Source organism: Streptococcus infantis (assembly GCF_047464415.1).
Taxonomy (GTDB): domain Bacteria; phylum Bacillota; class Bacilli; order Lactobacillales; family Streptococcaceae; genus Streptococcus; species Streptococcus infantis_AE.
Genome location: NZ_JASHBX010000007.1, coordinates 1 through 22,854 on the forward strand (window position 1 = coordinate 1; position 22,854 = coordinate 22,854).

Annotated in this window: 22 protein-coding genes and 1 other annotated feature; of the genes, 20 read left to right on the top strand and 2 right to left on the bottom strand. The window is 41.4% G+C overall.

Going from position 1 to position 22,854, the window contains the following annotated elements:
• The 9 genes from QM460_RS05220 to trpA form a co-directional block, all read left to right on the top strand.
• Nucleotides 1-800 (top strand): UPF0236 family transposase-like protein (locus QM460_RS05220; protein WP_414289442.1); only part of this gene is annotated, 800 nt, incomplete at its 5' end.
• Between the two features lie 382 nt (nucleotides 801-1,182).
• Nucleotides 1,183-1,413: a binding site (T-box leader), on the top strand.
• A 161-nt stretch (nucleotides 1,414-1,574) separates the two neighbouring features.
• On the top strand, nucleotides 1,575-2,750 hold the full coding sequence (gene trpB / locus QM460_RS05225) for a tryptophan synthase subunit beta (protein ID WP_414289443.1): 1,176 nt from the start codon (nucleotides 1,575-1,577) through the stop codon (nucleotides 2,748-2,750).
• A 296-nt stretch (nucleotides 2,751-3,046) separates the two neighbouring features.
• Nucleotides 3,047-4,408, top strand: a complete 1,362-nt coding sequence (gene trpE, locus QM460_RS05230) for an anthranilate synthase component I (protein WP_414289444.1) — start codon at nucleotides 3,047-3,049, stop codon at nucleotides 4,406-4,408.
• A complete protein-coding gene (locus tag QM460_RS05235; protein WP_049528083.1) occupies nucleotides 4,405-4,971 on the top strand; it encodes an aminodeoxychorismate/anthranilate synthase component II in 567 nt (188 codons plus the stop codon). Before trpE ends, QM460_RS05235 begins: the two co-directional genes overlap by 4 nt.
• Before the next feature lie 10 nt (nucleotides 4,972-4,981).
• Nucleotides 4,982-5,986 (top strand): anthranilate phosphoribosyltransferase, encoded by a 1,005-nt coding sequence (gene trpD / locus QM460_RS05240; protein WP_414289445.1) that lies wholly within the window; start codon nucleotides 4,982-4,984, stop codon nucleotides 5,984-5,986.
• Nucleotides 5,983-6,750, top strand: a complete 768-nt coding sequence (gene trpC, locus QM460_RS05245; RefSeq protein ID WP_000076570.1) for an indole-3-glycerol phosphate synthase TrpC — start codon at nucleotides 5,983-5,985, stop codon at nucleotides 6,748-6,750. Before trpD ends, trpC begins: the two co-directional genes overlap by 4 nt.
• Complete coding sequence (locus QM460_RS05250) at nucleotides 6,737-7,336, top strand: phosphoribosylanthranilate isomerase (RefSeq protein WP_000169930.1); 600 nt, start codon at nucleotides 6,737-6,739, stop codon at nucleotides 7,334-7,336. The genes trpC and QM460_RS05250 overlap by 14 nt, the downstream gene beginning before the upstream one ends.
• Complete coding sequence (gene trpB / locus QM460_RS05255) at nucleotides 7,314-8,537, top strand: tryptophan synthase subunit beta (protein WP_000331308.1); 1,224 nt, start codon at nucleotides 7,314-7,316, stop codon at nucleotides 8,535-8,537. The genes QM460_RS05250 and trpB (QM460_RS05255) overlap by 23 nt, the downstream gene beginning before the upstream one ends.
• Nucleotides 8,530-9,312, top strand: a complete 783-nt coding sequence (gene trpA, locus QM460_RS05260) for a tryptophan synthase subunit alpha (RefSeq protein ID WP_001127038.1) — start codon at nucleotides 8,530-8,532, stop codon at nucleotides 9,310-9,312. The genes trpB (QM460_RS05255) and trpA overlap by 8 nt, the downstream gene beginning before the upstream one ends.
• Here the strand turns inward: trpA and QM460_RS05265 are convergent.
• On the bottom strand, nucleotides 9,281-9,943 hold the full coding sequence (locus QM460_RS05265; RefSeq protein WP_075228171.1) for a prepilin peptidase: 663 nt from the start codon (nucleotides 9,941-9,943) through the stop codon (nucleotides 9,281-9,283). The genes trpA and QM460_RS05265 overlap by 32 nt on opposite strands.
• Nucleotides 9,944-10,013: 70 nt before the next feature.
• Here QM460_RS05265 and QM460_RS05270 point away from each other — a divergent pair, with 70 nt between their 5' ends.
• The 8 genes from QM460_RS05270 (at nucleotide 10,014) to QM460_RS05305 (ending at nucleotide 13,848) form a co-directional block, all read left to right on the top strand.
• A complete protein-coding gene (locus QM460_RS05270) occupies nucleotides 10,014-10,469 on the top strand; it encodes a GNAT family N-acetyltransferase (protein ID WP_414289446.1) in 456 nt (151 codons plus the stop codon).
• A gap of 86 nt (nucleotides 10,470-10,555) precedes the next feature.
• Entirely contained in the window at nucleotides 10,556-11,305 is a 750-nt protein-coding gene (gene truA, locus QM460_RS05275) for a tRNA pseudouridine(38-40) synthase TruA (RefSeq protein ID WP_049503446.1), read from the top strand.
• Nucleotides 11,295-12,068: a bifunctional hydroxymethylpyrimidine kinase/phosphomethylpyrimidine kinase gene (locus QM460_RS05280; protein WP_414289447.1), complete on the top strand. Its 774-nt coding sequence runs from the start codon at nucleotides 11,295-11,297 to the stop codon at nucleotides 12,066-12,068. The genes truA and QM460_RS05280 overlap by 11 nt, the downstream gene beginning before the upstream one ends.
• Nucleotides 12,046-12,507, top strand: coding sequence for an ECF transporter S component (locus tag QM460_RS05285; RefSeq protein WP_000814958.1), 462 nt, complete (start codon nucleotides 12,046-12,048; stop codon nucleotides 12,505-12,507). Before QM460_RS05280 ends, QM460_RS05285 begins: the two co-directional genes overlap by 23 nt.
• Before the next feature lie 68 nt (nucleotides 12,508-12,575).
• Nucleotides 12,576-12,800, top strand: a complete 225-nt coding sequence (locus QM460_RS05290) for a YqgQ family protein (RefSeq protein ID WP_000646475.1) — start codon at nucleotides 12,576-12,578, stop codon at nucleotides 12,798-12,800.
• 5 nt (nucleotides 12,801-12,805) lie between these two features.
• Nucleotides 12,806-13,186, top strand: a complete 381-nt coding sequence (locus tag QM460_RS05295) for a rhodanese-like domain-containing protein (protein ID WP_000259322.1) — start codon at nucleotides 12,806-12,808, stop codon at nucleotides 13,184-13,186.
• A 91-nt stretch (nucleotides 13,187-13,277) separates the two neighbouring features.
• Entirely contained in the window at nucleotides 13,278-13,505 is a 228-nt protein-coding gene (locus QM460_RS05300) for a hypothetical protein (RefSeq protein ID WP_000660082.1), read from the top strand.
• A 115-nt stretch (nucleotides 13,506-13,620) separates the two neighbouring features.
• Entirely contained in the window at nucleotides 13,621-13,848 is a 228-nt protein-coding gene (locus tag QM460_RS05305; RefSeq protein WP_001156564.1) for a hypothetical protein, read from the top strand.
• 43 nt (nucleotides 13,849-13,891) lie between these two features.
• On the opposite strand, the gene QM460_RS05310 is transcribed toward QM460_RS05305, so the two are convergent.
• Entirely contained in the window at nucleotides 13,892-14,617 is a 726-nt protein-coding gene (locus QM460_RS05310; RefSeq protein WP_414289448.1) for a pseudouridine synthase, read from the bottom strand.
• 161 nt (nucleotides 14,618-14,778) lie between these two features.
• Between QM460_RS05310 and typA the strand changes: the two genes are divergently transcribed.
• The 3 genes from typA (at nucleotide 14,779) to QM460_RS05325 (ending at nucleotide 22,829) form a co-directional block, all read left to right on the top strand.
• Nucleotides 14,779-16,620: a translational GTPase TypA gene (gene typA / locus QM460_RS05315; RefSeq protein WP_060956097.1), complete on the top strand. Its 1,842-nt coding sequence runs from the start codon at nucleotides 14,779-14,781 to the stop codon at nucleotides 16,618-16,620.
• Nucleotides 16,621-16,639: 19 nt separating this feature from the next.
• A complete protein-coding gene (locus QM460_RS05320) occupies nucleotides 16,640-16,885 on the top strand; it encodes a DUF3165 family protein (RefSeq protein ID WP_045763157.1) in 246 nt (81 codons plus the stop codon).
• Nucleotides 16,886-17,252: 367 nt separating this feature from the next.
• Nucleotides 17,253-22,829 carry a G5 domain-containing protein gene (locus QM460_RS05325; RefSeq protein ID WP_414289449.1) on the top strand — a complete coding sequence of 1,859 codons (5,577 nt, stop codon included), beginning with the start codon at nucleotides 17,253-17,255 and terminating at the stop codon, nucleotides 22,827-22,829.
• Nucleotides 22,830-22,854: the final 25 nt, after the last annotated feature.

Consider the following 22,854-nt stretch of genomic DNA (forward strand, 5'->3'; position numbering starts at 1 on the left):
ATTTATCCCATTTTGTAGTCCATACGGGAAGCCAAAAAGTTGGCAGCAATCGATTTGAACTCCAGGACAAAAAGGAATTTATTGGTCTTGACAATCGCTTAGTGAGGGAGCAGGTGATCGATTATCTATTCAATAATTATGAAGTTACGGATAGGACTTTATTGATCACGAACTCTGATGGAGGTCATGGATATACACCCTACGTTTTCAAAGAGATTGCGAAGGTTTTGCGAATTAAACGCCACGAACATTTCTGGGATGAGTACCATGTAAATAAAGAGTTAAAGAATTATCTAAAATTTTACTCTGAAGATCTATTAGAGAGAGCTTTCCAGGCGATTAAGCAACATGATAAGCAGTTAATGAGAACTGTCCTAGATACGACTGAAAGTTATATCGAGACAGAAGAAGAACAAGAGTTGTTTGAGAAGTTCAAGAGTAAAATATTGAGAAATTTCCAATATACCAAACCAGCCGAACAGAGAGGATTCAGTCATGCAGGGATCGGGATAATGGAGAGTCAGCATCGTAAGGTCACTTATAGAATGAAAAAAAGAGGAATGTACTGGACTCTTGCTGGAGCTGAAACGATGAGTCGGATAATTGTTTTGAATTATGAAGATTCTTTGAGGGATCTATTTTTTGGCAACTGGAGAGAAGATTATGAAAAATTTATTTCTTTAGAAGAAGTTTCTGCTTATACCATTAAAAAAAGAATGAGTAAAACGGGTAAAGAAAATACATCTAGATATCAATGTTACCCTGATAGTAAAAGGTTATCATACTTCCGAAAACAATAGAAGTACATAACAAAGTATATAAAAAGTTATATAACAATAACCTTTGTAAAAAAAGGTCTTTTTGTGCTACAATCAAACATAAAATGCTTGCGTGGTGTGTGAAAATGTGTTATAATTTACTTAAATTAATCGAATAAAAAAAGACGAAAAGTGCGCTAACACTTCTCGCCTTACCGAGTAAGAACTCGTCCTTCTTACTCAGTCTTTAATTAATGATACCTGATAAGTGTATCAATGTCAAGACTGAGCAAGAAATTTGTTCAGTCTTTTTTTAAAACTCGGTGACGTTCTCCTAAAAAATGTATGAATTTAGGCATTCTAAAAAATTCTACCGCATACAAATTAGTGAAAACGGTTGACAAAGAAAAAACAATAACATATAATTAACTCAACAAATCAGAAAAGTAATTATTTTTAATCTTCAGGGAGCCTGTGGTTACTGTGAACAGGTGGTTGGAACTAGTGAAATTGGGCTGATTTTAAAAGTGAATTTGAAACAATGAAAATTCGGTAGGCACACCTTACAGTGCAACTTGTTGTTAGACAAGGCAGAGATGTAAAGGGGATATTCTCTTTACAATTGAGGTGGTACCGCGTTACAAACGCCCTCACATGGAAATAGATTCCGTGTGTGGGCGTTTTTCTATCCGTCATTTTGTTTATCTTTTATTAGGGCCTTAAGTAGCTTTGATGAACTTTAGTTCTATCTACAGCTTCTTGCCTACTACCAAAAGCAAACAAAAAGCCGGATTCATACAGAAGGAGGAAAATTTTATGACAACAAAAGGTTATTTTGGACAATTTGGTGGTAGTTTTGTACCGGAGCCGATTCAGGCTTTGTTGGATGAGTTGGAAGTGACTTTTGATAAATACAAGGATGATCCAGAATTTTTGGCAGAATATCGTCATTACTTGAAAGATTATTCAGGCCGTGAGACTCCGCTCTATTTTGCTGAAAGCTTGACAGAGCACCTAGGTGGAGCTAAGATTTATCTCAAGCGTGAAGACCTTAACCACTTGGGTTCACACAAACTCAACAATGTTTTGGGACAGATCCTTCTTGCCAAACGCATGGGTAAAAAACGGGTGATTGCTGAGACAGGAGCTGGTCAGCACGGCGTTGCGACAGCTGCAGCTGCAGCCAAATTTGGTATGGCATGTGATGTCTACATGGGGGCAGAAGATGTGGAGCGTCAACGTCTCAATGTCTTCCGCATGGAGATGATGGGAGCGACTGTTCACGCAGTTGAAACGGGAACTCGTACACTGAAGGATGCGGTTGATGCAGCCTTTGGAGCATGGATGAATGACCTTGATGCTTTCTACGTTTTAGGTTCGGCTGTAGGTCCGCACCCTTACCCAACGATTGTTCATGAATTCCAAAAAGTAATCAGTGAAGAATCACGTCGTCAAATCTTGGAAAAAGAAGGACGTTTGCCAGACTACGTCATTGCCTGTGTGGGTGGTGGTTCTAATGCCATCGGTGCCTTTTCACAGTATGTAACTGATGAAGAAGTTAAATTGGTTGGGGTAGAAGCTGCTGGTCACGGTTTAGATACCGATAAACACGCGGCAACAATGACCAAGGGTAGTGTAGGAATTGTCGATGGAATGAAAACCTATGCAGTCTTTGGTGAAGATGGAAATGTTGCACCTGTTTACTCTATCTCTGCTGGTTTAGACTATCCAGGGGTTGGACCAGAACACGCCTTCTTTAAAGACTCTGGTCGTGTAGAATATGTTGCAGCGACTGATGAAGAAGCTGTCCAAGCCTTGCTTTTACTTAGCAAGACTGAAGGAATTATCCCAGCTATTGAAAGCTCCCATGCTATCGCAGAAGCAGTCAAACGAGCACCAAAACTAAGTAAAGATGAGATTATCATCATCAATGTCTCTGGTCGTGGAGACAAGGACGTAGCTGCTATTGCAGACTACCTTGAAGCTAAATAATAAAAGATGGAAAAATTATAGCTGTTTCTCTCTCAGAGAGCTTGTGGTTGCTGAAAACAAGCAGAGAAAGCTGTAAGGTTGGGTCCATCTCAAACGAGAGAAGAATTCATAATTCTCAAGGGAGTGTCCTTTATCGCACAGCCTGTTACAAGAAGGTTCTGAGACAGGAATGAGAGATAGGAGAAATCCTATAATTGAGGTGGCACCGCGAATTTCGTCCTCACGCAAGTTATTTTGCGTGGGGATTTTTTGTAGAATCACCACAGGATTTATGAAGAACTGAAAGGGAAATTACAATGGAACGAATCATTCATGGAGATGTTTTATCACCAATCTTGGCGTATATGCGCTTGAACGGACAACACAAGGTCATACTTGAAAGTATCCCAAGAGAAAAGGAAAATGCTCGATTTTCTATCTTAGCCTATAACCCAGTTTTTGAGATTAAGTTTGAGAATGGAGTCCTATATCAAAATGGCCAAGTGATTGATCGTGACCCCTTGGATTTTCTCTATGAGGTAACTCATAAGAGCCAGCACCATTCAGACCTACCTTTTGGTGGTGGAGCGATTGGCTTTGTTGGTTACGACATGATTTCTCTTTACGAAGAGATTGGCCAGCTTCCTGAGGATACGATTGGGACGCCAGATATGCATTTCTTTGTTTACGAGAGTTATATGGTATTTGACCACAAGAAAGAAAAAATTCATATCATCGAGGATGCTCTTTACAGTGATCGAAGCAATGAAGAACTAGAAGTGGCTTTAGATCAGGTTTTAGAAGAGTTGAAAATCCCTGCTTCAAATGAATTTGAAGATTTGGACGTTTCTCCACTTCAGTTTAAACCACATATTGCACCTCAGAAATTTGAAGAAATGGTAGAAACAGCTCGCGACTTGATTCGCAATGGAGATATGTTCCAATGTGTACTCAGTCAACGTTTCTCTGCTGAGGTCACTGGAAATCCTTTTGACTTTTACAGAAATCTCCGAGTGACAAATCCATCAAATTATCTCTACTTTTACGACTTTGGAGATTATCAAATCATCGGTGCCAGTCCTGAGAGTTTGGTTTCCGTCAAGAATGGTATCGTGACAACCAATCCAATTGCAGGGACGCGACCTAGAGGCACTAATGACGAAGAAGATGCAGCACATGCTAGTGATCTACTTTCTGATGAAAAGGAAACGGCAGAACACCGAATGTTGGTGGATTTGGGACGAAATGATATCGGTAGAATTGCTGAAACAGCCAGTGTCCAAGTAACTAAGTATATGGAAGTGGAACTTTTCCGTTATGTCATGCATTTGACCAGCGTGGTTAAAGGACGTTTATTACCAGAATTAACTGCCATGGATGCCTTGAAAGCGACTCTTCCGGCAGGAACAGTATCGGGAGCACCAAAGATTCGGGCCATGAAACGCATCTATGAACTAGAAACAGAGAAGCGTGGCGTATATGCAGGAGCTATCGGTTACCTATCAGCAACTGGAGACATGGATTTCGCCATTGCAATTCGAACCATGATTCTTAAAAATAAAAGAGCCTACGTACAGGCTGGTGCAGGAATTGTTTATGATTCCATCGCTCAGAATGAATACCAAGAAACGATTAACAAAGCTAAATCTATGACAAGAATGGGAGAACTAAGACCATGATTTTATTGATTGACAATTATGATTCATTTACTTATAACCTGGCTCAATATATCGGGAATTTCGCAGAAGTTCAGGTTTTGAGAAATGATGATCCAAACCTTTATGAAGAAGCTACAAAGGCAGATGGATTAGTTTTCTCTCCTGGCCCAGGTTGGCCAGCTGATGCTGGGAAAATGGAAGAAATGATTCGTGATTTTGCAGGTAAGAAACCTATTCTAGGGATTTGTTTGGGGCACCAAGCCATCGCAGAAGTCTTTGGTGGTAAGTTAGGCTTGGCTCCTAAAGTTATGCACGGTAAACAAAGTCAAATCCGATTTGAGACTCCATCAGTTCTCTATCAAGGGATTGAGGACAATCGTCCAGTCATGCGTTACCACAGTATTTTAATTGAAGAGATGCCAGAAGAGTTTGAAGTCACAGCTCGTTCGACAGATGACCAAGCCATTATGGGGATCCAACACAAAACTCTTCCGATTTATGGCTTGCAGTATCATCCAGAAAGTATTGGAACGCCAGATGGCCTATCTTCTATTCAGAATTTTATCGAGAAAGTTGTAAAGTGAGGAACACAAAATGAAAGAAATTATTGAAAAATTAGCGAACTTTGAAGATTTATCAAGTGTTGAAATGACAGATGTGATTGAACGCATCGTAACAGGACGTGTGACGGAAGCACAAATCGCTTCACTACTGTTAGCCCTCAAGATGAAGGGAGAAACACCTGAAGAAAGAACAGCCCTCGCCCAAGTTATGAGAGGACATGCTCAACACATTCCAACCAACATTCAAGATGCTATGGATAATTGCGGTACGGGTGGAGATAAGTCATTTAGCTTCAACATTTCTACAACTGCAGCCTTTGTCTTGGCAGGTGGTGGCATCCACATGGCCAAACATGGCAATCGCTCCATCTCTTCTAAATCTGGTTCGGCAGATGTCTTGCAAGCTTTGGGAATCAATATTGACCTCAAACCAGCACAATTGGGTAAGGTATTTGATCAAACAGGTATTGTCTTTCTCTTTGCCAAAAACATGCACCCAGCTATGAAATATATCATGCCAGCACGCTTGGAGTTGGGAATTCCAACCATCATGAATTTGACAGGCCCACTGATTCACCCAATGGTCTTGGAAACACAGCTTCTAGGGATCAGTCGCCCAGAACTTCTGGAAAGTACTGCTCAGGTCTTGAAAAATATGGGCCGCAAACGTGCCATTGTAGTAGCTGGTCCAGAAGGATTGGATGAAGCTGGTTTGAATGGGACTACCAGCATTACCCTTCTTGAAAATGGTGAAATCACTTTGTCAACCTTTACCCCAGAAGATTTGGGAATGGAACGCATTGCTATTGAGGACATTCGTGGGGGAAATGCTCATGAGAATGCAGCCATCCTTGTCAGTGTTCTTAATAACGAACCAAGTCCATTCTTGGAAACAACCGTTTTAAATGCTGGTCTAGGATTCTACGCCAATGGTAAAACAGACAGTATCAAGGACGGAGTTGAAATGGCACGTCAAGTGATTGCTAGTGGTAAGGCCCTTGAAAAACTCAGACTATTACAGGAGTACCAAAAATGAGTCAGGAATTTTTGTCACGTATCTTAGAGCAGAAGGCACGTGAAGTTGAAAAGATGGAGCGAGAGGAGCTTCAGCCCCTGCGAGCAAGCTATCGCTTAGCTGAATATTTGAAAAACCATCAAGAACGTCTGCAAATCATTGCGGAGGTCAAGAAGGCGAGTCCAAGTATGGGTGATATCAATCTGGATGTGGATATCGTTCAACAGGCCCAGACTTACGAGGCTAACGGCGCTGTTATGATTTCTGTATTGACAGATGAAGTTTTTTTCAAGGGTCATTTGGATTATCTTCGTGAGATTTCCAATCAAGTACAGATTCCGACACTGAACAAGGACTTTATCATCGATGAAAAGCAAATCATCCGTGCTCGCAATGCAGGTGCGACAGTTATCTTGCTTATCGTAGCGGCTTTATCAGAAGAACGCCTCAAGGAACTGTATGACTATGCGACAGAGATTGGTCTAGAAGTATTAGTGGAAACTCATAATCTAGCAGAGCTAGAAGTAGCCCACCGCCTTGGAGCTCAAATTATCGGTGTGAATAATCGTAATTTGACTACCTTTGAAGTTGACTTGCAGACTAGTGTAGACTTGGCCCAATACTTTAAGGACGATTGCTTGTACATTTCTGAATCTGCTATTTTTACAGAAGCAGATGCGAAACGAGTTGCCCCCTACTTTAACGGAATTTTGGTAGGAACAGCCCTCATGCAGGCAGAAGATGTAGCCCAGAGAATCAAGGAGTTGCAGATTGACAAAGGTTAAGATTTGTGGACTATCGACCAAAGGAGCGGTAGAAACAGCTGTGTCAGCAGGGGCCGACTACATCGGTTTTGTCTTTGCTCCTAGCAAAAGACAAGTGACCTTGGGACAAGCAGCAAAGCTGGCTGAGATTATTCCTACAAATGTAAAAAAGGTTGGCGTATTTGTTTCACCAAGTCGGGAGGAATTACTAGAAGCGATTGAAAAGGTCGATTTAGACTTAGTCCAAATTCATGGCCAGGTGGCGGATGATTTGTTTGAGAATTTACCTTGTACTAGCATTCAGGCAGTACAGGTGGGTGGAGATGGTCACGTGCCAAGTTCTCAGGCAGATTATCTACTCTTTGATGCACCTGTGGCAGGAAGTGGTCAGACCTTTGACTGGGGTCAACTGGATACGAAAGATCTATCTCAGCCTTTCTTCATCGCAGGTGGGCTAAATGAAGCCAATGTAGAAGAAGCAATTCAACACTTTACTCCCTTTGCAGTAGATGTATCAAGTGGGGTAGAGACAGACGGACAAAAAGATCATGAAAAGATAAGAAGATTTATAGAGAGGGTAAAACATGGCATATCAAGAACCAAATAAAGAAGGATTTTACGGAAAATTCGGTGGACGTTTTGTCCCAGAAACATTGATGACAGCAGTATTGGAGTTGGAAGAAGCTTATCGTGAAAGTCAGGCAGATCCAAGTTTCCAAGAAGAGTTAAACCAACTTTTGCGCCAGTATGTAGGACGTGAAACACCTCTTTACTACGCAAAAAACTTGACCCAGCATATTGGTGGAGCCAAGATTTACCTCAAACGTGAAGACCTCAACCATACAGGTGCACACAAGATTAACAATGCCTTGGGACAAGTTCTTCTCGCTAAACGCATGGGCAAAAAGAAAATTATCGCTGAAACTGGTGCCGGTCAGCACGGTGTGGCAACTGCAACAGCTGCAGCTCTTTTCAACATGGAATGTACTATCTATATGGGTGAGGAAGATGTTAAACGCCAAGCCCTCAATGTCTTCCGTATGGAACTTTTGGGAGCCAAGGTGAAAGCTGTAACAGATGGTTCGCGCGTGCTCAAGGATGCGGTCAATGCAGCCCTTCGTTCTTGGGTAGCAAATATCGATGATACCCACTATATCCTTGGTTCTGCCTTGGGACCTCATCCTTTCCCAGAAATTGTTCGTGATTTCCAAAGTGTCATTGGTCGAGAAGCTAAACAACAGTACCGTGAATTGACAGGTGAAAATCTACCAGATGCGCTAGTTGCCTGTGTTGGTGGTGGTTCGAATGCTATCGGTCTCTTCCATCCATTTGTGGAAGATGAATCTGTAGCTATGTATGGAGCTGAAGCGGCAGGACTAGGTGTGGATACAGAGCATCACGCAGCTACCTTGACCAAGGGTAGACCAGGTGTTCTCCACGGTTCGCTCATGGATGTGCTCCAAGATGCCCATGGACAAATCTTAGAAGCCTTCTCTATCTCAGCAGGTTTGGACTACCCAGGTATCGGTCCAGAACATTCTCATTACCACGATATCAAGCGTGCGACTTATGTGCCTGTGACAGATGAGGAAGCATTGGAAGGTTTCCAACTCTTGTCACGTGTGGAAGGGATTATCCCAGCTTTGGAATCTAGTCATGCTATCGCCTTTGCGGTGAAATTAGCCAAAGAACTTGGTCCAGACAAGTCTATGATTGTCTGTCTATCAGGTCGCGGAGACAAGGATGTAGTTCAAGTTAAAGACCGCTTGGAAGCAGACGCAGCAAAGAAGGGAGAAGCTCATGCCTAAGACACTGACAGAAAAACTGAACGCTATTAAAGCAACTGGAAAGGGAATTTTTGTCCCCTATATTATGGCTGGAGATCACGAAAAAGGATTAGATGGTCTCGGTGAAACAATTCACTTTTTAGAAAATTTGGGTGTGTCTGCCATTGAGGTAGGAGTTCCTTTCTCGGACCCGGTTGCAGATGGTCCTGTTATTGAAGAAGCAGGCTTGCGCAGTCTAGCTCGCGGAACCTCTACCCAGGCTTTGGTTGAAACTTTGAAAACCATTGAAACAGAAATTCCGCTTGTCATCATGACCTACTTTAACCCCCTCTTTCAGTACGGTGTGGAGAAATTGGTTAAAGACCTTGCTGATACAGCAGTCAAAGGTTTGATTATACCAGACCTCCCTCATGAGCACGCCAACTTTGTAGAGCCATATTTGGCGGAAACAGACATTGCTTTGATTCCTTTAGTCAGCTTGACGACAGGAATTGAGCGTCAAAAGGAACTCATTGAAGGGGCAGAAGGATTTGTCTATGCCGTTGCTATCAATGGGGTGACAGGGAAATCAGGAAATTACCGAGATGACTTGGACAAGCACTTGTCCCAACTTCATCAAGTGGCTGACATTCCAGTTTTAACAGGATTTGGTGTATCCACTCAGGCTGATGTGGAACGTTTCAATGCGGTCTCTGATGGTGTTATCGTCGGTTCCAAGATTGTTAAAGCTCTACATGAAGGACAAATAGCAGAAATCGCTGACTTTATCCGAGAAGCAGTAGCTTACCAAAAATAATCACACAAGCAGCCAGTAAGAGGAAAGGCACAAAAGGAAGTCTTTCCTTTTTCTTTAGCAGGAGAAAGGCTAGAATGCCGGTTGAAGAAGCAAATTGAATGAGAATCAGTATTTCTGTAAGTGTAAAAACTAGGGCACAAGAAGATAGAAAGAGAAAATCTCCTGCCCCTATGCGGATATCGATGAAATGAGCAATGATTCCAAGAATCAAGAAAAAAGCCATGATTAGATTCCAACTAGAGCAAGCCATTAGAAGTAGATGAAAGAAAATCCATACCAGTAAAGGATACTCCTGATGGCGAAAGTCGTAGATGCCCAAGGTCAGACCAGCGCTGATTAGGATGACTTGCCCCAAAGTTAGAAAATCCCAAGAGAAAGCTAGAAAGAGCAGTCCTAAGCACAACTCAAAGAGGGCATACCAAACAGGATAGCGAGCCTTGCAATAGCGACAGCGAAAGCGATTGAATATCTGGGACACAATCGGAATCAAATCTAGTGGTCTCAAGCGAGTCTGACAAGAATCACAGTGACTTGCAGGAAAGACGATGGATTGTTCAGGGAAGCGATCGATGACTAAGCCTAGAAAGGAAGCAAGAATCGTTCCAACAAGAAAAAAATAAAGATGAATCATACTTATTTATTCGGAAAAAATAAGAGAAAGAGTATAATAGTTGGATATAGGAGAAGTTTTAGGAACAAATATGAAAATTCACTTTGAAAAAGGACTTCAGTCAGAAAATGCCCAACTCATTTGTCAGTGGTCTAATGCTTTGGGAGAAAGTTTTCAGAAGCAATGGATGGGACCAATGATTCCTTTTCCCTTGACAATTCAAGTCTTGCAAGATTTGGAAGGAATCTTTTCAATCTTTGATGGACAAGAGTTTGTGGGGCTTATCCAGAAAATCAGGCTAGAAGACAGGAATCTTCATATCGGGAGATTTTTTATCAATCCCCAGAAACAGGGGCAGGGGTTAGGTAGCCAGGCTTTAAGGAAATTTGTTAGTTTGGCCTTTGAAAATGAAGACATAGATACTATTTCTCTAAATGTCTACGAGGCAAATCAAACAGCTTATAATCTTTACCAAAAAGAAGGATTTGAAATCGTTCAAATAGTTGAAGTACCTATACGAAAATACATCATGAAAAAGGTCAGATAGAACATAAATAACTTCGAGGAATTGTCCCCTTACAATTTTTAATTCTCAAACTTGTTGCAGAGAAATTTTCTTGATAAAATAGATACATGACTAGATATAAGGCTATAATTTCTTATGATGGCTACGCTTTTGCTGGTTTTCAACGGCAACCTCATGCGCGTAGTGTTCAGGAGGAAATTGAAAAAACTTTAACAAAATTAAATAAAGGACAAGCTATTACCATTCATGGTGCTGGGCGAACGGACAGTGGTGTTCATGCGCTAGGGCAGGTCATCCACTTTGATCTCCCCTATCAGATGGATGAGGAAAAACTTCGCTTTGCTCTTGATACCCAAAGTCCTGAAGACATCGATGTGATTTCGATTGAAATTGTGGCTGATGATTTTCATTGCCGTTATGCCAAGCATAGCAAGACCTACGAGTTTATCGTAGATAGAGGACGTCCTAAAAATCCCATGCGTCGTCATTATGCCACCCACTATCCCTATCCACTAGATGTGGAGCGGATGCAAGAAGCTGTAAAAAAACTAGAGGGAACACATGACTTTACTGGTTTTACGGCATCAGGTACTAGTGTGGAAGACAAGGTAAGAACGATCACGGAAGCTAGTCTTAGGGTTGATGAAACAGGGCAGTTTTTGACCTTTACCTTCTCAGGCAATGGTTTCCTCTATAAGCAGATTCGAAATATGGTTGGAACCTTGCTGAAAATTGGCAACAATCGTATGCCGATTGAACAGATTGACCTCATCTTGGAGAAAAAGGATAGACAGTTGGCAGGACCAACTGCAGCGCCTAATGGTTTGTATTTGAAGGAGATTCGTTATGAAGAATAATCGTATTTTAGCACTTTCAGGAAATGATATTTTTAGTGGTGGTGGATTAGCAGCTGACCTTGCCACCTATACTTTGAATGGTCTGCATGGATTTGTAGCCATGACCTGCTTGACTGCTTTGACAGAAAATGGTTTTGAGGTTTTCCCGACGGATGAGACTATTTTTCAACAACAGTTGGATAGTCTGAAGAGCGTAGACTTTGGAGGGATTAAGATTGGTCTCTTGCCGACGGTCGGTGTTGCTGAAAAAGCCTTGAATTTCATTAAGGAAAGATCAGGAGTTCCAGTGGTCTTGGACCCTGTATTGGTTTGTAAGGAAACGCACGACGTTGCAGTTAGTGAGCTCTGTCAAGAGTTGATTCGCTTTTTCCCTTATGTATCAGTGATTACTCCGAATCTTCCTGAGGCAGAGTTGCTTGCAGACCAAAAGATTGAAAGTATGGAAGATATGAAGGCTGCAGCGCAGAAATTACATGACTTGGGTGCACCAGCAGTGATTATCAAGGGTGGAAATCGCCTCAGTCAGGATAAGGCTGTGGATGTCTTTTATGATGGGGAGAATTTTACTATTCTTGAGAATCCAGTCATCCAAGGACAAAATGCTGGTGCAGGATGTACCTTTGCATCAAGTATTGCTAGTCAGTTAGTCAAGGGAGAGGAACTATTACCAGCAATTGAAACTTCCAAAGCCTTTGTTTACCGTGCCATTGCACAAGCAGATCAATATGGAGTGAGACAGTATGAAGCAAACCAAAACAACTAAAATCGCCCTAGTATCTATCTTGGCAGCTAGTTCTGTCGTATTGGGGTATTTTATAAAAATCCCGACACCAACTGGATTTCTAACACTTTTGGACGTTGGAGTCTTCTTCACAGCCTTTTACTTTGGCAGTCGTGAAGGGGCTGTTGTTGGAGGTTTAGCAGGATTTCTTATTGACCTCATTTCAGGCTACCCTCAGTGGATGATTTTTAGCTTAATTAACCATGGTTTCCAAGGTTATTTCGCAGGCTTTAAAGGAAAATGGCAATGGCTAGGCTTAGTCTTAGCGACTTTATTCATGGTAGCTGGTTATGCCTTGGCATCAGCTTGGATGAATGGTTGGGGCGCAGCTATTCCAGAAATCATCCCAAATCTCATGCAAAATATCGTTGGAATGACTTTAGGATTTCTTCTTTGTCATAGTGTAAAGAAATTCAGATAATAGTGAAAAAAGGAAACCTACCCCGAACTATTAGGGAACTATTGAAAAAACTCTGATTATTTGCTAAAATGAAAGCTATGAAAACACTCTACGATGTGCAACAATTTCTCAAACAGTTTGGTATCATTGTCTATATGGGAAAACGTCTCTATGACATTGAACTGATGAAGATCGAGCTATCTCGAATCTATGATGCAGGCTTGATGGACAAGCTGGATTATCTTGAAGCGGAGGCTGTTCTTCGCAGAGAGCACAAACTAGAATTAGACTATTTAGAAAAAAATGGAGATTAAGTAATATGGTAACTTGGGTATTATGGGGACTTATTATAGCGATGTTGGCTTGGATGGGATATAACTATCTTCGCATTCGTCGTGCAGCGAAAATTGTAGACAATGCAGAGTTTGAGTCTTTGATTCGTACAGGTCAGTTGATTGATTTGCGTGATCCAGCTGATTTTCATAGAAAACATATCCTCGGAGCTCGTAATATCCCTTCAAATCAATTGAAGACAAGTCTGGCAGCTCTTCGCAAGGATAAACCTGTCCTTCTCTATGAAAACCAACGTGCGCAACGTGTCACAAATGCAGCACTTTTCTTGAAAAAACAAGGTTTCTCAGAAATCTATATCCTCTCTTACGGATTGGATTCTTGGACAGGGAAGGTAAAATCTAATTAACAATGTGAAAAAACTTGTCACATATGTTTAATATAAAGTTCCAGCTTTTTATGGTATAATTGTTAGTATAAAATTTAAGGAGTTTTTGAAGATGAAAGAAAAGAAAAAACCATCACTTGTTTTAGGTGTCCTATCTATCGTCCTTGGTTTGCTATCTCCAATCGTAGGTCTCGTTTTGGGGATCATTGGTCTAGTCTTGGCTAATTCACATCAAAAAGAATCTGAGCTTGATTACAAAACAGAACGAATTCTTAATATCGTAGGGATTGTAATTTCTGTAGTTAACTGGGTTGCAGGGCTCATCTTAATGATGCACTAATCAGGATTCTAACAAAAAAAGCTTTATCTTTAAAAGCTTTTTTTGTTTTATCCAATTGATAAAGCTAATTTTTATAGTATTATTCATTTGTATGAGTTTAAGGAGTTTTTAGAATATGCAAGAAAAGAAAAAAGCGTCACTTGTTTTAGGGATCTTGTCTATCATTCTTGGTTTGCTTTCGCCGGTGGTAAGTTTGATTTTGGGGATTATTGGTCTAGTCTTAGCTAACTCACATCAAAAAGAATCTGGGCTTGACTATAAGAGAGAAAAAAATCTGTCCATCCTAGGGATTGTAATTTCTGCACTTCACTTTATTTTAGGTGTCATGGTATTTATACGCTAAAGAAGATTTTAAAAAGCTTTATTTGTTTAAAGCTTTTTTTGTTTTATCCACTGTTTTCTAAGTAATTTTTAATAACCTGCAATTCTTCTTTGTTTAGAAGTCGGAAATCACCTTCTGCTAGTTCAGGGGCCAATATAAAATCTCCAAATTGAACTCGTTTGAGAGCAGTGACCTTGACACCGACTGAGAGGAACATTTTTTTGACCTGATGAAATTTCCCCTCAGAGATGGTAATGGTGGCTTGGCTGAGACTAGGACTTGAGGATAAAATCTCAAGTTGAGCAGGTTTACAGATAGTTCCATCAAGAAAGACAATCCCATCTTTAAACTCTTGAATATGGTCGGGAGTTAGTGGCCCATTGACCTCTACTTGGTAAGTTTTATCCACATGATACTGAGGATGGAGGAGTTGAAAACCTAGGGGACCATTATCTGTTAAGAGGAGGAGACCCGTCGTATCCCGATCCAGACGGCCGATGGCGTAAAGCTGAGCCGACTGGAGGTGTTGAGGAAGTAGATCCATAACCGTTGGGAGTTTCTTATCCTTGCTTGCAGTCACGACTCCATTTGGCTTATGGAGCATGAGGTAGGTGTGTTCATATCCTTGGATTTTTCTATCTTTGAAAATCAGCTCTTGCAACCCTGTATCAACATTCTGTGCAAGGGAAGTAGCAGGGAGTCCATCGACTAAAATTTCTTTTTTCAGAAGAGCTTGTTTCATGGCTTTTCGACTGATTTTTTCCTGGGCTAATAATTTATCTAAACGCATACCAGCCTATCTTATCACAAGTCGGAATTTTTGAAAAGAAAAGAGAAGGAATGAATTTTCTTTTGAAAACATTTACACTTACTTGAATTAAGTCATTTGCTTAAAATTGTGGTATAATCGTTCAGTTAGAAAATAAATTTTTGAATACAATAGAGGAAATCATGACAAAATTAAGAGAAGATATCCGTAATATCGCGATTATCGCCCACGTCGACCACGGTAAAACGACCCTCGTTGACGAATTATTGAAACAATCTGAAACTCTTGACGCGCGTACAGAATTAGCTGAGCGTGCAATGGACTCAAACGATATTGAAAAAGAGCGTGGAATCACTATCCTTGCGAAAAATACAGCAGTTGCCTACAACGGAACTCGTATCAACATCATGGACACACCAGGACACGCGGACTTCGGTGGAGAAGTTGAACGTATCATGAAAATGGTTGACGGTGTTGTTTTGGTCGTAGATGCTTACGAAGGAACTATGCCACAGACTCGTTTCGTATTGAAAAAAGCCTTGGAACAAGACCTTGTGCCGATCGTTGTAGTTAACAAAATCGATAAGCCATCAGCTCGTCCAGCAGAGGTAGTAGATGAAGTCTTGGAACTTTTCATCGAGCTTGGTGCGGATGATGACCAGCTTGACTTCCCAGTCGTTTATGCGTCAGCGATCAACGGAACATCTTCATTGTCAGATGATCCAGCAGACCAAGAAAAGACTATGGCGCCAATCTTTGATACCATTATCGACCACATTCCAGCTCCAGTTGATAACTCAGATGAGCCCCTTCAATTCCAAGTGTCACTTCTTGACTACAACGACTTCGTAGGTCGTATCGGTATCGGACGTGTCTTCCGTGGTAGTGTAAAGGTTGGGGACCAAGTTACCCTTTCTAAATTGGATGGTACAACTAAGAACTTCCGTGTCACAAAACTCTTTGGTTTCTTTGGTTTGGAACGTCGTGAAATTCAAGAAGCCAAAGCTGGTGACTTGATTGCCGTATCAGGTATGGAAGATATCTTTGTCGGTGAAACCATCACTCCGACAGACGCAGTTGAAGCTCTTCCAATCTTACACATCGATGAGCCAACACTTCAAATGACCTTCTTGGTCAACAACTCACCATTTGCTGGTAAGGAAGGTAAATGGGTCACTTCTCGTAAGGTTGAAGAGCGCCTTCAAGCAGAATTGCAAACAGACGTTTCCCTTCGTGTTGATCCAACGGACTCACCAGATAAATGGACTGTTTCAGGACGTGGAGAATTGCACTTGTCAATCCTTATCGAAACAATGCGTCGTGAGGGTTATGAGCTTCAAGTATCTCGTCCAGAAGTTATCGTAAAAGAAATTGATGGTGTTAAATGTGAGCCATTTGAACGTGTTCAAATCGACACACCAGAAGAGTACCAAGGATCTGTTATCCAAAGTCTTTCTGAACGTAAGGGTGAAATGTTGGATATGATCTCAACTGGTAACGGTCAAACTCGTTTGGTCTTCCTTGTTCCTGCGCGTGGTTTGATTGGATACTCAACTGAGTTCTTGTCAATGACTCGTGGTTACGGTATCATGAACCATACCTTCGATCAATACTTGCCATTGATTCCAGGTGAAATCGGTGGACGTCACCGTGGTGCACTTGTTTCTATCGATACTGGTAAGGCAACAACATACTCTATCATGTCTATCGAAGAACGTGGAACAATCTTTGTTAACCCAGGTACTGAGGTTTACGAAGGAATGATCATCGGTGAAAACTCTCGTGAAAATGACTTGACTGTTAACATCACGAAAGCGAAACAAATGACCAACGTTCGTTCAGCTACTAAGGACCAAACAGCGGTTATCAAGACTCCTCGTATCTTGACTCTTGAAGAATCACTTGAGTTCTTGAATGATGATGAATACATGGAAGTAACGCCTGAATCTATTCGTTTGCGTAAACAAATCCTTAACAAGGCAGAGCGTGAGAAAGCAAACAAAAAGAAAAAATCAGCTGAATAAGAGCTAGAAAGAGCAGAAAATGGTCTATTTAATCATAGGGATTTTATTACTCTTACTCTATATATTTGCGACACCTCAAAGTATCAAGGGGACGGTTAATATTGTAATTCTTGTTTTTGGTCTCGTTTCCCTCGTGATTTTGCTTATGTTGTCCATCCTGCAAATCTTTCAGCTACCAACAGAATTTTTTATCACAGTAGCTATGCTGGTTCTCACGTACTTTAGTTTACGAGATATCTCCCTAATGTCGGTGAAAAAGAGATAGGTATGTGGCTTTGGAGTTCTATTAGGATTCGGTAAATATTTTGATAAAACATAACTACCACAAGTGAAGTCAGTAAAACTGAGTTTACTTGTGGTTTTTGCTTTGTATAATCTAGAAATTTAGGCTCTTTAAGCTTCATCGGCCTCCTACTTTCATTCAATAGATTTTTATTAAGTAGCAGATAATAGAAGAACTTCTGGGAGGAAATTACGTTCTTACTGTGAATGTTTACAAAGAATAAGGATACTTTTCTTTAAAAATTGGATAAAGAAGCTAACCATAGCAATTTTATTATTCAAATCCTTTGTAGACGTTTACTATTTTTGATATACTGTGATAAGGAATAGATACGAAATTGGAGTTTATCATGAAACAACATCATTTTAAAGCAAAACAACGCTTTTCTTTGAGAAAGTATGCAGTAGGAACTTGTTCCGTCTTATTGGGAACGAGTTTGTTTTTTGTAGGTACAAGTGGAAATGCTGTGCTTGCAGAGGAAAGGATTCCTCAGCTAGTGTCACACTATGTGGAGGATAAAGACTTGCCTGAATCTTTGAAGGCTGAACTACGTTGGTTTGAAGAAAATGCTATCCAAGTGGAGGAAGGTAAGGATTATTACTTCGTCTACCGTAAGTCTACTACTAAGTTACCTGATACTGGCTTGTTTTCAAATGCTATCCTACCTGTCTTAGGTACAGGTATCTTGTTAGTTTCGCTCACTCTCATTAAAAAGAGAAAAGGCGCCTCTCTCTTTTTAGTGACAGTTTTGGCTGTAGGTGGTACTGCACTATCAGTTTCTGCCTTGGAGAACTTAGTAGAGCTTCGTCCAGCTCTTGTCAAAACAGTTGCAGGAGAATTTTTGCCTAGTCCAGAAAAGATTGAGGGTTATGAATTTACAGGCTATTATTTTGTAAGGGGAAATGGAGAAGTTTCTAGAAATGAAAATACAAAACCTCATTCTCCACAAGCAGATAAGGTAGAATCTACCGCAACTCCAAGTGAAGGAACTCCAAGCTTGGTCGAGGTGAAGCCAGAACTTGAGGTTACGACAGAAGCCGTTGCCTATGATACTGTTTATCAGGACGATCTGGACTTGCTCGAGGGGCAAACACGTGTCATCAGAGCAGGCGTAGCAGGTGAGCGCACTATCTTAACGGAAGTGACGACTGTAGATGGTAAGGAGGTCCGTCAAGTCAAATCCAATACTGTAACTGTGGAGCCGGTTACTGAAATCATCGCAGTAGGCACTAAGGTAGAGTCCACCTCAACTCCAAGTGAAGGAACTCCAAGCTTGGTAGAGGTGAAGCCAGAACTTGAGGTTACGACAGAAGTCGTTGCCTATGATACTGTTTATCAGGACGATCCGGACTTGCTTAAGGGGCAAACACGTGTCATCAAAGCAGGCGTAGCAGGTGAGCGCACTATCTTAACAGAAGTGACGACTGTAGATGGCAAGGAAGACCGCCAAGTCAAATCCAACACTGTAACCTTGGCGCCAGTTACCGAAATCATCGCAGTAGGCACTAAGGTAGAGTCCACTTCTATTCCAAGCGAAGGCACTCCAAGCTTGGTCGAGGTGAAACCAGAACTTGAAGTGATGACAGAAGCCGTTGCCTATGATACTATTCATCAGGACGATCCAGACTTGCTTAAGGGCCAAACTCGTGTTGTTCGAGCAGGAGTAGCAGGTGAGCGCACGATCTTAACGGAAGTGACGACTGTAGATGGTAAGGAAGACCGCCAAGTCAAATCCAATACTGTAACTGTGGAGCCAATTTCAGAAATCATCGCGGTAGGCACTAAGGTAGAATCCACCTCAATTCCAAGTGAAGGGACTTCAAGCTTGGTCGAGGTTAAGCCAGAGTTAGAGGTGACGACAGAATCCGTTGCTTATGACACTCTTCATCAGGACGATCCAGACTTGCTTAAGGGTCAAACCTGTGTCATTCGAGCAGGCGTAGCAGGTGAGCGCACTATCTTAACGGAAGTGACGACTGTGGATGGCAAGGAAGACCGCCAAGTCAAATCCAATACTGTGACTTTGGAGCCAATTTCCGAAATCATAGCAGTAGGTACTAAGGTAGAATCCACTTCAATTCCAAGCGAAGATACACCAAGCTTGGTAGAGGTGAAGCCAGAACTTGAGGTTACAACAGAGGCTCTTGCTTATGATACTATTTATCAGGACGATCCAGACTTGCTTAAGGGTCAAACCCGTGTCATTCGAGCAGGCGTAGCAGGTGAGCGCACTATCTTAACGGAAGTGACGACTGTGGATGGCAAGGAAGGCCGCCAAGTCAAATCCAATACTGTGACTTTGGAGCCAATTTCCGAAATCATAGCAGTAGGCACTAAGGTAGAATCCACTTCAATTCCAAGTGAAGGTGCTCCAAGCTTGGTCGAGGTGAAACCAGAGCTAGAGGTCACGACAGAAGCGGTTGCTTACGATACTATTCATCAGGACGATCCAGACTTGCTTAAGGGTCAAACTCGTGTCATCAGAGCAGGTGTTACAGGCGAGCGTACCATTTTAACGGAAGTCTCGACTGTAGATGGCAAGGAGGTCCGCCGAGTCAAATCCAATACTGTGACTTTGGAGCCAATTTCCGAAATCATAGCAGTAGGCACTAAGGTAGAATCCACCTCAATTCCAAGTGAAGGTACTCCAAGCTTGGTAGAGGTGAAGCCAGAACTTGAGGTTACGACAGAAGCCGTTGCTTATGATACTATTCATCAGGAAGATCCAGACTTGCTTAAGGGTGAAACTCGTGTCATTCAAGCAGGCGTAGCAGGTGAGCGTACTATTTTAACGGAAGTGACGACTGTAGATGGTAAGGAGGTCCGTCAAGTCAAATCCAACACTGTAACCTTAGAACCAGTTACCGAAATCATCGCAGTAGGTACTAAGGTAGAATCGGCGCCAGTTCCAGAACCTAAGATTGAAACCCAAACAATCCCATATAAAACAATCTATCAAGCAGATGACAGCCAAGAAGTCGGTTCTAGAAAAACGAAAACACATGGGGTCAATGGACAAGTAGAAATCACTACCCAATATACAAGAGATCAAACCAGTGGTCAGATTACAGAGGCTAGTACATCAAAAACTCTGGTGGAAAAGGTAGATGAGGTTGTTCTAGTTGGGACCAAACCAAGTGTAGAAACAAGGGTCATCGCAAATAATACGGTTTATGAAGCGGATCCGACACTTCCTTATCAAACAGAAAAAGTTGCTATTTCAGGTAAGGAAGGAAGCGAAAAAACGACTACCACCTACCAAGTAGATGCTCAGACAGGTCAGGTTACAGAAAGAGATCACCAAAAAGAAGTAACAGCTCCGATTGATAAAGTTATGAAAGTCGGAAATGTCGAAACCGTCGTGACACCAATTCCAATCAAGGAGGAACGTCGTCAGGATCCAACACTTGATAAGGATCTTGAAAAAGTAGAAAGCCAGGGAGAGCCTGGCGAGACCACCACTACCAGAGTTTATGAAGTAAATTCTCAAACAGGTGAATTGCTATCACACACGGAAACAAGTGCTGTGACAAAAGCAATGAAGCCAAAGGTCATCTTGGTGGGAACCAAAGAAAACAAACCACATCTTCTTCCAGTGAATACGGAGTTAGAAAATGCTATCGATGTACGACCTGCTAGCCAAGGAATGAAGGCTGTGGATTTGCTTTCCAATCCTTACGTGACAAATGCCCTCAGACCAAATATTTTGGGACGAGATGTGATTAGTAAGAAGATTGAACTCAAAAAGACCAATCCAGCTATCACAGATGAAGAGGTTAAAGAAGTCCTTCGCAAAGAATATCTAGAGAGATTATCTATTAAAGACGCGCTTGAAGAAACGAAAAAGACCCTAGATACAGACCTTAAAAAAGTTGTAGCTCATAGCTTGAGTGTGCTCGGAAATACAGCTGAAACCAGATCTAAGGTTCAGGCAGATCTAGAAGCTAATAAGGAAAAAATTCTCCTAGGTTTAACCTATATCAATCGTTTCTACAATATTGATTTTGGCAAGACCAATATCCGTGATATTCTTGCCTACAATCCAAGCTCCTTTGGCAAGAAGGTGACGTCATTAGAATGGCTAACATCTCTGGGTTCAATGAGCTATGATGAGATGAAGCTGGTCAATAGTCCACGAACATTTGAAAAATACTTTGGAAAGGTAACCGATAAGTCAACCCTATTAGACTTTCTTGACTATAACCGAACTACCTTTACAAATATGGATGGCGATACTTGGTTGAAGGATGCTACAAAAGCTATCGTTGTTGAGAAGAAATCTAAAGAAAAAACAGATGAAAATGTAAGTCTCTACACGAAATTAACCTCTGATCCTGCCAAGTATGGGGCAGAACCTCAACAGATTGATAATCGCAAACAATATAACATGGCAACCCTTCTAGGCCTAGTGAATATCAAGGAACCAAGCATCTATGCCATTACAAATATGGGAACCGTTTCTTACGGGAATATCGGAACTTATATGGATAGCTCACTGGCTCAGAGCAATCCTAGTCAATATAAGACTGAACTAGAAAAAGTGAAGGCTCTGGTTGAATTGACAGCTGAGCGTCAGGCTGCTTATGTTGATACGCTTTATAGAATCACTAAAAAAGACAATCAATCAAAACTAGTAACCAACCGTTTGATTGTGGATACTATGAAAAAGTATACTAGCAAGCAAAATGCAGGTATCAAGGAAACTTGGTCCAAGGAGTTTGGTTCAGAGGCGGATAAGGGAGTCAAGGACTTCATGTCTCCGCTAGGCATGTATTCTCCGCCTCAATCAGTAGGTGCTGAGGCAAATGGTGCTGGTGTGCGTTACTTTATTGATAGGGTCTTGGACGATCGAGGGTCAGCAACCTATTCTCATGAAATGACTCACTTGTTGGATCGCACAGTCCTCTTTAATAATTATGGTCGACGAGATGGTACTGGGGCAGAATTCTATGCACGTGGAATCTTTGAAAATTCCTACACTCCTGAAACAGATACCTACTTTAACTTGAACTTTGTTTATGATGAGAGTGACAAAGAAAGTTTCTACAACAAGACACCAGAGCGCTTTAAATCAGCCACAGATGTGAAAGAATATATGCACGGTAGTTTCGATGTTCTCTATACTTTAGATTATCTAGAAGCTGAGGCAAGTCGAGGATTGTCAGCTGCGGATAAGGCAGTCTACTTCAAGCAACTCTTACCAAGTGCGACAAGTGGTTCAAGAACACCTGTTCCTTATCCAAATCCATCGGTCAAACCAAGCCACCAGAGCGAGGAAATCAAGGCTTTAACCGAGGCAGATGCTAGCAAACTAGGAGATGTTCATAGTTTGATTGACAATCATATCGTGGTAAATCGCTATATCATTAAAGGATTCACGGCTACAGGTAAAGTAGATGCCAATGGTTATTATACCGTTGATATGTTTGATACGATTTATGGTGTCAACGAAAATGATAAGGGAATGAGTGGTGATATCAGCTTTAGAAAACAAGCCTTTGAACTCATGGCAGGTCTTGGCTATTACGAAGGTTTCGTTCCTTATGTCTCTAATCAGTACAAGCAAGATGCTGAAAAAGAGAATCGTCCCTTGTCAGACCAATACATCTTTGAAAAGATCTTAGCTGGTAAGACCTATGCTCAATTCAAGAAGGAACAGATGGATGAACGGATCGCGAATATCAGTAAGTTAAAACCGATTACCATTGATTATCAAGGTAAGCAGGAAGTGATTTCTAGTCCTGAACGATTGAAGCAATTGATGGAAGGAGCGGTAAAAGAAGAACTTGCTCAGATCAAAGCAGGAAATATCAGTCAAAAACAATACCGTTTCATTGAAACTCCTGTTCAGAAGTTGAAAAAAGCTATATACAAAGCTTACCTCAAGGAATCAAATGAGTTTAGAAATTCCATCTATACTTCTTAAGGGAAAGATAAGTCTATCATTAGGA